Annotated in this window: 11 protein-coding genes and 1 rRNA gene (1 of these 12 only partly in view); 2 read left to right on the top strand and 10 right to left on the bottom strand. The window is 44.8% G+C overall.

The genetic code is table 11. The annotated features are described in order from the left end of the window. Window positions 1-37 precede the first annotated feature (37 nt). The 7 genes from E4N65_RS07355 to E4N65_RS07325 all read right to left on the bottom strand — a co-directional run bounded on the left by E4N65_RS07355 (window position 38) and on the right by E4N65_RS07325 (window position 6184). Entirely contained in the window at window positions 38-1072 is a 1035-nt protein-coding gene (locus E4N65_RS07355; protein ID WP_253672534.1) for a S66 family peptidase, read from the bottom strand. 292 nt (window positions 1073-1364) lie between these two features. Beyond that, on the bottom strand, window positions 1365-1940 hold the full coding sequence (locus tag E4N65_RS07350; RefSeq protein WP_253672533.1) for a histidine phosphatase family protein: 576 nt from the start codon (window positions 1938-1940) through the stop codon (window positions 1365-1367). Between the two features lie 14 nt (window positions 1941-1954). Then, complete coding sequence (locus E4N65_RS07345; protein WP_253672531.1) at window positions 1955-2989, bottom strand: S66 family peptidase; 1035 nt, start codon at window positions 2987-2989, stop codon at window positions 1955-1957. Between the two features lie 32 nt (window positions 2990-3021). Next, window positions 3022-3486: a hypothetical protein gene (locus E4N65_RS07340; protein ID WP_253672529.1), complete on the bottom strand. Its 465-nt coding sequence runs from the start codon at window positions 3484-3486 to the stop codon at window positions 3022-3024. Further along, window positions 3470-4111, bottom strand: a complete 642-nt coding sequence (locus E4N65_RS07335) for a HEAT repeat domain-containing protein (protein WP_253672527.1) — start codon at window positions 4109-4111, stop codon at window positions 3470-3472. The genes E4N65_RS07340 and E4N65_RS07335 overlap by 17 nt, the downstream gene beginning before the upstream one ends. 20 nt (window positions 4112-4131) lie before the next feature. Continuing rightward, window positions 4132-5049, bottom strand: coding sequence for a DUF4349 domain-containing protein (locus tag E4N65_RS07330; protein ID WP_253672525.1), 918 nt, complete (start codon window positions 5047-5049; stop codon window positions 4132-4134). Window positions 5050-5140: 91 nt separating this feature from the next. Next, on the bottom strand, window positions 5141-6184 hold the full coding sequence (locus E4N65_RS07325) for a threonine aldolase family protein (protein WP_253672523.1): 1044 nt from the start codon (window positions 6182-6184) through the stop codon (window positions 5141-5143). 143 nt (window positions 6185-6327) lie between these two features. On the opposite strand from E4N65_RS07325, the gene thrS reads away from it, so the two are divergent. Next, the gene (thrS, locus tag E4N65_RS07320) at window positions 6328-8088 is read left to right on the top strand and encodes a threonine--tRNA ligase (protein WP_253672521.1); all 1761 of its coding nucleotides are present in this window, start codon (window positions 6328-6330) and stop codon (window positions 8086-8088) included. A gap of 210 nt (window positions 8089-8298) precedes the next feature. On the opposite strand, the gene E4N65_RS07315 is transcribed toward thrS, so the two are convergent. The 3 genes from E4N65_RS07315 to E4N65_RS07305 all read right to left on the bottom strand — a co-directional run bounded on the left by E4N65_RS07315 (window position 8299) and on the right by E4N65_RS07305 (window position 10757). Continuing rightward, window positions 8299-8661 (bottom strand): DUF1667 domain-containing protein, encoded by a 363-nt coding sequence (locus tag E4N65_RS07315; RefSeq protein ID WP_253672519.1) that lies wholly within the window; start codon window positions 8659-8661, stop codon window positions 8299-8301. An 11-nt stretch (window positions 8662-8672) separates the two neighbouring features. Beyond that, entirely contained in the window at window positions 8673-9929 is a 1257-nt protein-coding gene (gene pgk, locus E4N65_RS07310) for a phosphoglycerate kinase (protein ID WP_253672517.1), read from the bottom strand. Window positions 9930-10145: 216 nt separating this feature from the next. Continuing rightward, window positions 10146-10757 (bottom strand): HAD family hydrolase, encoded by a 612-nt coding sequence (locus tag E4N65_RS07305; protein WP_253672515.1) that lies wholly within the window; start codon window positions 10755-10757, stop codon window positions 10146-10148. An 836-nt stretch (window positions 10758-11593) separates the two neighbouring features. Between E4N65_RS07305 and E4N65_RS07300 the strand changes: the two genes are divergently transcribed. Beyond that, window positions 11594-12622: ribosomal RNA gene (locus tag E4N65_RS07300) — 16S ribosomal RNA — on the top strand; it runs 521 nt beyond the window's last position.

Here is a 12622-nt window from a genome sequence, read left to right as displayed (position 1 = left end):
TATCGACGGAATCATGCTTTAAGATAGATGATGAGAATTAGGCAAACCGTATAACCTGTTCATTTGCATCAACCATCGCCTCAACGCCGAGGGGGATAATACACCGCGGTGTTGCGTGTCCGATATTAACGTTGTACACAATCGGCAAATCCGGTTTGTTGATTTCGCTGATTAAAAGGCGCTTGTAGTCTTCATAATATGCTTCGTCCATAGGCTTGCCGACAAGGATGCCGTTTATAACTTCAAAAATGCCGGTAGTGTTTAATACTTGTAACATCTTTTGATAGAGCTCAGGTTTTGTACGTTCTTCGCTCGATTCCAAAAGCAGTATTTTACCGTTCCAATCGTCAATGCTCGGAAAGAGATTATACCGGCGGCACAAAGCAGGGCTGTCACTATGGCGGGTGTTGTCAAACATATCATACATTGTTTCAATACAGCCTCCGAGTATTTTACCGGAGAATACGGACTTCCCTTGTAATAATTCAAATCCATTGTTCCGGTGCCGCATTCTTTTTACACCGATCTGTGATTCATCAAATGCGGTACGCTCGCCATACCACATATCGCTCGGGCGGATTTCTTTTATTGTGCCGGTTGTAAGCAATTCTTCAAAATACTTTTTTGAATACGGCAGCATTTCATCTTCAAGTTCACAGATATCCGCCACAAACGACTGACCGTAAAAAGTATTCACGCCTACGTTATGCAGCATAAAATGATTCATCGTTGTATCGGAGAATCCGAGGAAAATCTTTTTGCTATGCTGTACCGCCTTCCGTAATTCATCATGTTCAAATAAATACGGCAGCAGCTTGTATGTGTCCTCTCCGCCGATTGCGCACAGGATCATATCAATAGACGGATCGGAGAAAGCATCCAATAAATCCTGCGCACGGGCTTCGGGATGACTTTGAAGAAAATCAATTCCTTTACAGGCATTTGCAGTAGTAACGACTTCTATCCCATACGCACGTAAACGCCTAAAGCCCAATTCTTCCGCGTGCTTAATAAACGGCTCACCGAGCAAGCCCCGTGAAAGACTGATGATCGCTATCTTTTTTACCGCCATAGTTTTTACTCCTCATATCATTTTTTTTCGGTATGTAATGCTTTCGTTTCTTTTATTCATGCGGAGGGTTTAATACCTGCCGTTTCTCGGCAACGCTTTGCGTCGTAACAAAGGGTATGAAAGCCGACTGCAACTACCTTATAGAACACACAGTGCGAAACGTTGAGCACTGTGCCCCGATGCTCGCGTCGGGGGTGTTGATTTGTTTCCAAATCTATTTTACGTTCTGATTACGGTCAGAATATTTTAAATCACTTTTCTGTTTTTATCAATTCCTGTTGTTTAATGTGAGTTATTTATATTCTTTTTTGATAATAAGTTCCTCAGTCATTCCGGCGTACTGCGCTCCGTCAAATTCAATTTTTACAATATACGGCATATAGTCAATTATTCTCATAAAACTATCGCAGCCAAATGCCGGATTATAATAATTGAGAATGGTGCTTAAAGCGGTGCCATGGGGTCCTATTACGATATTTTTATCCCGATAGATTTCTATTATTTCCTTAAGCGCTTCGATATTTCTTTTTTGCACGGAATAAAGCGATTCCCCATCCTCTTCCGCGTAATTTTTATCCGCCCATTGCTTTTTGAACAGTTCAAACGTATTCCCGTTTTTGCCTGATTTTCGTTCCCTCAATCTTTCATCGGTTTTTATTTGTAGATGATAATATTCGGCAGCTTTTGCGATCGTGTCATAGCTTCGTTTATATGGACTTGAAATGAACACATCAATGTTTTTATCTTTAAGATAATGCAACACTGCGTGGGAGTCCTCAAGTCCTTCCTTCGTCAGAGGCCGAAATTGTTCATCGCCGCTTTTCGTATGATCCGATTGGCAATGCCTCACAAAATAAATACATGTCATTTTTAGCTCCTCCTTTACGCAAACCGGATAACCTGCTTTTCTGCATTAACTGTTGCTTGAACGCCAAGCGGGATAATGCACCGCGGTGCTGCGTGTCCGATATTGACGTTGTACACAATCGGCAAATTCGGCTTATTGATTTCGCTGATTAAAAGGTTTTTATAGTCTTCGTAATACGATTCGTCAATCGGTTTTCCGACAAGGATGCCGTTTATGACTTCAAAAATGCCGGTAGTGTTTAATGCTTGCAGCATCTTTTGATAGAGTTCAGGTTTGGTACGATTTTCACTTGATTCCAAAAGCAGTATTTTACCCTTCCAATCATCAAGTGAGGGAAAGAGACTATACCGGCGGCACAGAGCAGGGCTGTCACTATGGCGGGTGTTGTCAAACATATCATACATTGTTTCAATACAGCCTCCGAGTATTTTACCGGAGAATACGGACTTCCCTTGTAATAATTCAAATCCATTGTTCCGGTGCCGCATTCTTTTTACACCGATCTGTGATTCATCAAATTCGGTACGCTCGCCATACCACATATCGCTCGGGCGGATTTCTTTTATTGTGCCGGTTGTAATCAATTCTTCAAAATACTTTTTTGAATATGGCAGCATTTCATCTTCAAGTTCGCAGATATCCGCCACAAACGACTGACCGTAAAAAGTGTTTACGCCTACGTTATGCAGCATAAAATGATTCATCGTCGTATCGGAGAATCCGAGGAAAATCTTTTTGCTATGCTGTACCGCCTTCCGTAATTCGCCGTGTTCAAATAAATACGGCAGCAGCTTGTATGTGTCCTCTCCGCCGATTGCACACAGAATCATATCAATAGACGGATTGGAAAAAGCATCCAATAAATCCTGTGCACGTGCTTCGGGATGACTTTGAAGAAAATCAATTCCTTTACAGGCATTCGCAGTAGTAACAACTTCTATCCCATACGAGCGTAAACGCCTAAAGCCCAATTCTTCCTCGTGCTTAATAAACGGCTCGCCGAGCAAACCCCGTGAAAGACTGATAATCGCTATCTTTTTTACTGTCATGTTTTTTCTCCTATTATCACCATATACAGATATCAAAAAACTTCTATTACCCCTTTGTATGCACACGCTTTTTGTATCAATGACCCCTTTGCACCCATAGTAAAAGCAATATCGCTGCTTCGGATTGCCAACAATTTGTCTCCGGGCTTAATATCCAATGTTTGCATCAAAGACGGCGAAATATGAACTCCGTTATCTTTCAAGGTAAGCCAGCCGTATTTTCTTCCCTTATATGAAATCAACTCACCCTCTTTTAGTGTCCTATCCGCCAAACGAGGGTTTTCTTTTAAGATGTGATTGAGTGTTGAGCGAGAAAGCAGAGGCTCGCTCATCACACAAAATCCGCCCGTCTGCTTACTGCCGGAAACGATGTAAATATATTGCTCTTGGTGTAATTTATATTCTTCCACTGCCGGTAGCGGAAAGATGACCTGCCCGTTGTCGCGTATTAATGCCCAGCCAAAAATATATTTTCCGCCTTTACTCATCTGTGACATGTTTACTTTCCTCCAATGCTTTTTTCGTTATGCGAATTGCGCCGCTGCTGTGAATACGAACAACAGGATGCGGATCATGTTGTGCAAACCATTCCAGTTTTTCCAAGTACGGTTCTACAGAATGCGGCAGCCGTTTTCCCATTACCCGAAACATTTCAGGCGCCTCAATTCGTACGCGCTCTCCCTTATCCGATATCAACTCATAGAATAAATCCAATGTGTCGCAAAAAAGTTCCGGTGCGCCTGTTGCAATATTTTCACAAGCCCATACAAACGCAAGCCGTACCGCTTCTGCTGTGTCGGAGCGCATATTCATCATTGTGTCAAAATAAGGGAGAATCAAATCCTTGTTTGCCCTGCCTATTCGTCCCAATGCGTTTATCGAGCGCTCCCGCAGTTTCGGATTACCGTCTTTTAAATAGCCAGCAATTTGTTCAATATACGGCTGCACCGATAACGGATATTGTAATCCCATTTCACCGAGAAGCCACAACGCTTTTGCTTGTACATCCGCTGAATACTGTTCGCCGAGTTTTGCTGCGACATCATCAATCGTTGTGTTCCAATGCACCTTGTCTTTTGTGATTACGCTTAATTCTTTCAGTATCTCTTTGTCTGTCATCATACCTATTCACATAAAATTTTCTATTGTGCTTTCTCAGCCTTATCCTTCCGCCGCCGTTTCCGTAGACGCAGTATGATAAGCATTGCGGCTATTCCCAACGCGATAAATACCCAGCCGTACAACAGTGCAATACAGACCGCGGCAAAGGCCTGTACTCCGCCTTTTATTGCATCCCATACCGGCATAAAAACTGAACCGGTTTCCGATGCGGCTTCTATCTGTTGGTACATACTGATATGCAGCGTACTGAAATTAACGGAATTTTTCAGATATCGAAGTCTGCCTTCTATCGATTCTATATCAGACCGTATGTCCTGCAGCTCATTTTGAATATCGAGGATATCTTTGATTGTTTTTGCTTGATTGAGTAACCGCAGGTATCCTTGTTCCGTTTCTTTTTTGACGGCAAGGCGTGCGGTACTATCGATAAACTCTTCCGTTACATCCTGTACGGTAATGGATTTTTCATCGATTTTTTTAACGCCGCCGGAAAGCTCCGTTACGAATACATCAAAATGAGTCTTAGGAATTCTGACGGTCATATTCTGATATATCCGTGAAGAGCTTGCGCGCTCATCTTCTTGACTGATATACGCGCCGTATTTTTGAACGAGCGATTCGATGTGCTGACGGGTTTCCGCTATATCGTGCGTTTCAAAATTGATCGAGCCTTCTTTTATGAGCTGCCGTTCGAGTATGACATCGGAACCCGAGGGCTGCATATCGGCTAAGGCATTGTCTTCCATATAGGCGGTATCTACATCAGTAGTGGTTGCATCTTTTGCGTATGCCGCATTTTTTACCGCTCCTGCGGGATGTTCAGCTTCGGCATATACCTGTCTAGTTGAAACCGAATCGCTTTTTTTAGCACATGAGCTGAAGACGACCGTTCCTGAAAAGATAATAAAAAAAGATAGAAAAATACAATGACGATTCATATAATGATACTCCTTACATCAAGTCTGTATTATATCATAATGAGCGCATCTCTAAAAATCCAATTGACTTTTTTATATAGACCTTTGTCGTTTATGCAAGCGCTTGTAAGAGTTTTTCTACGTTTTCGGGCGTAGTTGCCCAGTCGGTTGCGATGCGGACAACAGTGTGCGAACCATCTTTCTTTTCCCAAAAACCGAATGTGATTTTTTTTGAGAGCTCTGCATAGCGTGTATTTTCAAGGACGATAAAAATCTGATTTGTCGGCGCCGTAAAATATTGTTCATACCCGTGAGAGTCAAGAAAGGTACGAATGGTATCGGCGGCTCGGATCGCATTTTCCCCGATACGGAGATACAGGTCATCGGTAAAAAGTGTTTCAAACTGAATACCGAGTAAGCGGCCTTTTGCGAGTAACGCGCCGTGTTGTTTCATAATGGTAAAAAAATGCGGGCTACGTTTCGGATCGGGAATAACAACCGCTTCGCCGAAGAGTGTGCCGCATTTCGTGCCGCCGATGTAAAAGACATCGCAGAGTGCTGCAAGGTCGGCAAGCGTTACATCGTTTTCTTTGCAAGCAAGCGCATACGCAAGCCGTGCTCCGTCAACATACAGCGGAATATGATACTCACGGCACACCGTACTGATTGCACTCAGTTCTTGCTTGCTGTAGAGCGTTCCGTATTCAGTCGGCTGCGAGATATACACCATTCCCGGATGAACCATGTGCTCATAGTTTCCGTCAGCATAAAAATCCTGTAGATACTGCTTAACCGATGCAGCGGTGATTTTACCTTTGTCGCAGGCAAGGGTGAGTACTTTATGCCCGCCGAACTCTATCGCTCCCGCTTCGTGTACGGCAACATGCCCGGTCTGTGCCGAGATAACACCCTCATACCGGTTAAGGAGTGCATCGATAACCGTTGCGTTTGTCTGAGTACCGCCGACCAGAAAATGCACCGCCGCCTCAGGGCATTCGCACGCTTTTCTGATAAGGGCACGTGCCCGCTCACAGTATTCGTCGGTACCGTATCCTGCCGTTTGTTCCATATTTGTTTGTACGAGGCGTTGCATAATTGCAGGATGCGCCCCTTCCATATAATCCGAAGCAAAAGAAAGTTTGTGTTGAGTTTCCATGCTGTAAGATTATCGGATAACAGATTTTTCTGCAAGATTTTTTGACTCGCATTTATGCAGACAGTTTTATGGTATCTTGACAGTCTAAAAATTCGGCGATATGCTTTCTTTTATTGTATATATTGGATATCTTGGGAGGTCTTATGAATTATTCATTACCGAAATCGGAAAAATTACCGTTAATACGGCACAGTATTGCACATATAATGGCGGAAGCCGTTATGAATTTATTCCCCGGAACAAAGGTGGCCATTGGCCCTGCCGTTGAACATGGATTTTATTATGACTTTGACCTTCCGACACCGATCACTCAAACTGATCTTGAGCGCATTGAAAAAGAAATGCGCCGCCTTTTATCAACACCTCAAAACTTTGTAAAGGAAGTTGTCAGTAGGCAACAAGCGCTTGAGCTTTTTAAGGATCAACCGTATAAGTGCGAGCTTATCAATGATTTACCTCAAGATGCGGAAATCTCGATTTACCGGTCGGGTAATTTTGTCGATTTATGCAGAGGGCCGCATGTTGCCAATTCAAAAGAAATTAACGCTCAAAGTTTTAAGCTGCAAAAAATTGCGGGCGCCTATTGGCGCGGCGATGAAAAACGTCCGATGCTGACCCGTATCTATGGTACGGCATGGGAAACGCCGAATGACCTTAAAACATATCTGACTATGCAGGCGGAAGCGGAGAAAAACGATCACCGCAAGATAGGACGGGAACTTGATTTGTTCCATATCGAAGAAGACAATCCCGGCGAAGTATTCTGGCACCCGAACGGCTGGACGCTCTATTTAACCGTACAGCAGCATGTACGCCAGAAGATTAAAGAGGACGGCTATGTTGAGGTAAATACCCCCTTTGTTATGCCGCAGAGCCTTTGGCTTCGGTCGGGACACTGGGAAAAATACAAGGAAAATATGTTTATCACCGAAAGCGAAAAACGGGTGTTTGCGCTTAAACCGATGAACTGTCCGGGGCATGTCGAAATCTTTAAACAGGGAATTAAAAGCTACCGCGATTTACCGCTGCGTATTGCGGAGTTCGGCTCCTGTACGCGGAATGAACCGTCCGGTTCGCTGCACGGTATTATGCGGGTGCGCGGTTTTGTGCAGGACGATGCGCATATTTTCTGTACGGAAGAACAGATTTCCTCCGAAGTGTGCAAGTTCTGTAACCTGCTCAAGTCGCTCTATCGGGATTTCGGCTTTGACGATAAAGCCATACTCGTCAAGTTTTCTACGCGGCCTGAAAAACGGGTCGGCGACGATGCAACATGGGATAGGGCAGAGAATGCGCTTGCGGAAGCGTGTAAAGCCGCCGGTCTTGAGTACGAGATTGCCCCCGGAGAAGGTGCGTTTTACGGGCCGAAGCTGGAGTTTACGCTTGTCGATGCGCTTGGCCGAGAATGGCAATGCGGTACCATACAGGCGGACTATCAACTGCCCTCTAAAGACCGGCTGAATGCCGAGTATATCGGAGAGGATAACCAAAAGCATCAGCCCGTCATGCTGCACCGCGCGGCGCTCGGTTCGCTGGAGCGGTTTATCGGTATTTTGATTGAACAATTCGGCGGTGCGCTGCCTCCGTGGCTCTCTCCGGTGCAGGCAATGGTTATTCCCGTTGCTCCCGTATTTAACGAATATGCCGAAAGTATCGCCGCTTCTCTTTCAAAAGCCGGCTTCCGCGTAAAGGCTGATATTGATACCGACCGCATGAACGCAAAGATACGGAAGTATCAGGAACAAAAAATTCCGTATCAGCTCGTTGTCGGCGAAAAGGAAAAGCAGAACAACAGTGTTACCGTCCGGCTTTTGAAAGGAGTTCAAAAAACGATGTCCGTCGATGAATTTACCGCTTTCTTAAAACTCAAGACCGATACTGTTGCAACAAGCGCGGAATTTTAACGGAAAGCCATGCTGATGAGGTATCTCTAAAAGTTATGCCTGAGTTTTTTTTCAGATGCCCTAGAGATGTTCGACCTGTTTGACAACGAAGTTATCGAACAGGTCTAGTATGTATAAATGACAACGGCCGGTAGTTCAACAAGAATTACCGGCCGTTTTGTTATAGGCTCGTGATTGAGCGGCGCGTTAAAACCGGTACCGCATCATAAACTACTCAGCGCGGCACGGCATATCACGGGTTGCAACAATGTCGATGCCCGTATGCAGCACGTCGGGAATAATGACTGCTCCTATCTTTACCGGTGCCGCTACCCTGATTTTGTTGATCTCTTCCATCACCTGAAAAATCATGCCTTTCGGAATAGGCGCCACTGTTTTAACGGGGAGCGCCGCTAAAAAGCCGTTTTCAATGCGCACCGTCGAGCTGATGTTCCTTCGAGGATCTTTCATTTCCTGCAAGCCGTACTCAAGTCCTCGCTTACAGCTATATCCTTCTATTGTGTAGGCGCCGTCTTTTTCGATTGCTCGGAGCCTACAGCCCATAGGACAGGAAACACAGGTAAATTCTTTCATCGCTGTTTTGTTTATGCATCAAGGCAGGCGATTCCGGGCAGGGTTTTTCCTTCCAAGAATTCGAGTGAGGCGCCGCCGCCGGTAGATACGTGGCTCATCTTATCGGCAAGATGGAACTTGTTGACGGCCGCAACGGAATCCCCGCCGCCGACTACCGTTACTGCGCCTTTTCCGGTCGCTTCGGCCACAAGGCGGGCAACCGCTTCTGTTCCGTGGGAGAAAGCTTCAAATTCAAACACGCCGACCGGGCCGTTCCACACGATAGACTTCGCGTTTAAGATTTCCGTCTTGTACAATTCGATGGTTTTAGGTCCGACATCCATTCCCATAAGCGAATCGGGGATGTCGCAGCCGTCCACGCTTTCCGGTTTTGCATCGGCGCCAAAAGAAGCGGCGCAAATATGATCTACCGGCAGGATTATTTTAACGCCCTTTGCCTTTGCATCGGTTAAAAGTTTTTTTGCTGTGTCGATAAAATCATCTTCGACTAAGGACTTCCCGATTGAATGGCCTTGCGCTTTAAGGAAGGTATAGGCCATGCCGCCGCCGATAATCAGCGCAGCGGCATTTTTCAAAAGACTGTCCAGTACGGCAATTTTTGAAGAAACTTTTGCGCCGCCGATGATGGCGACCATCGGTTTGGGCGGATTTTTTACCATCGGTTCAATATATTTAACTTCTTTTTCCATTAAAAAACCGGCAACTTTTACCTTCATAAATTTCGCGATGGTCGCCGTAGATGCGTGAGCGCGATGTGCGGTACCGAAGGCATCATTAACGTATACATCGCCGTAGGAGGCAAGCTCTTTGGCAAGTGTTTCCTGTTCTGCAGTATCCTTCGAGGTTTCTTCGGGATGGAAGCGCGTATTTTCCAGCATCAAGATACCGCCTTCGGGAAGTGCATCGACTACCGCTTTTTGCCCTTTGCAGGAATCGGCAAGCCGAACGGGCGTACCTAACAGTTTTTCCAAATAGGCCGCTACCGGCTTCATCTTATGCTTACCGGCGATGTAGACCTCTTTATCAAACGGTTTACCATCTTTAGCCGCTTTTTCCTCAGCTTTCTTTGAATCTTTGGCAGGATCGCCGAGGTGGCTCATCAACACCAGCGAGCGCGGCTTTTGCTCTAAAATATATTTGATAGTCGGTAGTGCCGCAACGATTCGCGTATCGTCCTGCACAACACCGTCCTTCATCGGAACATTAAAATCGACCCGCATGATAACACGCTTGCCGTGAAGATCTACATCTCTTACCGTTTTAACCATTGTATTCCTCCGTTATGTGAGGGGCAGTGTTTGCATCTCAGTTTAGCCGACCCCTCGTCTTCCAAAATGATAGTACTTACCAAGAGTTTTATATCCGATAAAAATATACTCTGTTATATAAAAAAATGCAACAATGACCGAGGGTTGCTTCCTTCCAATAATTTTAGTGTATTTTTTTTGACAGTATTGTCCTCTTACAATGATAATTGGACAGTCTTACAGACAAGAAAGCCAATCTTTCTGCGCTTGCACCAATCCCGTCCATACAAATGCGCGGAACCCAAGTTTTTGAGCTGCTTCGATATTCCGTTCCAGGTCATCGAAAAAAACAGCTTCATCTGCACGGATGCCTAATCCTTCAAGACAGTTGCGATAAATTTTGGGTTCGGGTTTTATCAGATGTAACCGGCATGAAAAGCATGCGTAATCGGCGGCCACAAAGGGAGGAATTTCTTTTTCATATCGATCTAAAAATTGATACGGCATATTGGAAAGAATCCCCAGCTTGAAGCCTTGCTTTTGTATGTTCAATGCCCAATCGCATACAGCGTCATTTAAAGTTCTCCAAGCGGCTAAATCGATATCCACCATTTTTTTCAGTAGTCCGGCATCTTTAGCGGCTTCTTCATAACCGTTATTGTGCAGTAAGCGGCTGTACATTTCCTCACCGCTGATGATACCGCGATCAAAATCGCTGCGGTGTGTGCTGTAAAGATTTCCAAATGCTTCCACCGGAATACCGGTTTCAGCAGCCATTGCTTCATCGATAGCTTTCGTGTCGGTTAAAGAAATTACATTACCGTAATCCAAAATTAGTGCTTTAATCATAAGAAACTCCTAAGGTAACTCCTGAGGTATCTCCAAAAACTGCAAGTCGATCGGCTTGTTCTGTAGGAAATGCATTAAATTGCCCGCCTTGCGGATTGCGAATAGGTTTTTAGAGGTTTCTTGAACAATATACTGAAATATGATGATGTGAATAGTGGATAAGTTCTCATTTGATTATTTCGAAAGATTGCGGTTATTAAATAAAAAAACATATAGAGGTATTGACAGAAAAGCAAAATGTGTGATACTATCTTTTCCGTTGCATTTGTTACCTGCTATGCGGTAACAGCAGGCAATAAACATAAAAGTGTTTGGGTTTTGTTGGTTTCTTCTATTATTAGATTATTAGATAGTGTACAGTTGTATAAACTCCTCATGCTGATACGGTCTATCGGTTGATTTTTTTTAATGCTGGTATGCTTTGTGAGCAGTGACACTAAGATGTTGTTTTATGTTTTTTAGTTTATAATGCTTGCTGAATTGAGTGAAAAAAACTAAAAAAATAAATAAAAAAAAGAAAAAGGTGCTTGACAAGACTGAGTGTTTTGTGATACATTCTTTTTCGCTTGCGGCGCTCTAAAGCAGGGTTCCGATTAAGCAAACTGGTCTTTGAAATTAAAGGGAAGGGAAAGAAGAAAAAGCCAAAGAGCAAAATCTTTGGTAAGGAAATAAGCGTAGAACAAAGAATCAAGAGAAAGAGAGTGTGCAGGGTGATGAATAATTGCTTTGCATTATTATTTTCTTTCTCTTAAAGGTCAACGTTCCTAAAATAAAAGAAACGGGACTTGCTTTCAAAATTATGAATATCAGACGCCCTTCGGGGTGTTTGAAATAAAATAATGGAGAGTTTGATCCTGGCTCAGAACGAACGCTGGCGGCGCGTCTTAAGCATGCAAGTCGAACGGCAAGAGAGAAGCTTGCTTCTCTCCTAGAGTGGCGGACTGGTGAGGAACACGTGGGTAATCTACCCTTAAGATGGGGATAGCTGCTAGAAATAGCAGGTAATACCGAATACACTCGGCATTTCACAAGAGATGTTGAGGAAAGGAAGCTACGGCTTCGCTTGAGGATGAGCTTGCGTCCCATTAGCTAGTTGGTGAGGTAAAGGCCCACCAAGGCGACGATGGGTATCCGGCCTGAGAGGGTGATCGGACACATTGGGACTGAGATACGGCCCAAACTCCTACGGGAGGCAGCAGCTAAGAATATTCCGCAATGGACGGAAGTCTGACGGAGCGACGCCGCGTGGATGAAGAAGGCTGAAAAGTTGTAAAATCCTTTTGTTGATGAAGAATAAGGGTGAGAGGGAATGCTCATCTGATGACGGTAATCGACGAATAAGCCCCGGCTAATTACGTGCCAGCAGCCGCGGTAACACGTAAGGGGCGAGCGTTGTTCGGAATTATTGGGCGTAAAGGGCATGTAGGCGGTTGTGTAAGCCTGGTGTGAAATCCTGGGGCTTAACCCCAGAATAGCATTGGGTACTGCACAACTTGAATTACGGAAGGGAAACTGGAATTCCAAGTGTAGGGGTGGAATCTGTAGATATTTGGAAGAACACCGGTGGCGAAGGCGGGTTTCTGGCCGATAATTGACGCTGAGATGCGAAAGTGTGGGGATCGAACAGGATTAGATACCCTGGTAGTCCACACTGTAAACGATGTACACTAGGTGTTGGGGCAAGAGCTTCAGTGCCAAAGCAAACGCGATAAGTGTACCGCCTGGGGAGTATGCCCGCAAGGGTGAAACTCAAAGGAATTGACGGGGGCCCGCACAAGCGGTGGAGCATGTGGTTTAATTCGATGGTACGCGAGGAACCTTACCTGGGTTTGACATCTAGTAGAAGGTCTTAGAGATAAGGCCGG

Origin of the sequence: Treponema sp. OMZ 855, assembly GCF_024181145.1 — a bacterium.
Classification (GTDB): Bacteria; Spirochaetota; Spirochaetia; order Treponematales; family Treponemataceae; genus Treponema.
The sequence above is the reverse complement of the archived record's forward strand: the minus strand, read 5'-3'. Positions and strand labels throughout refer to the sequence as shown.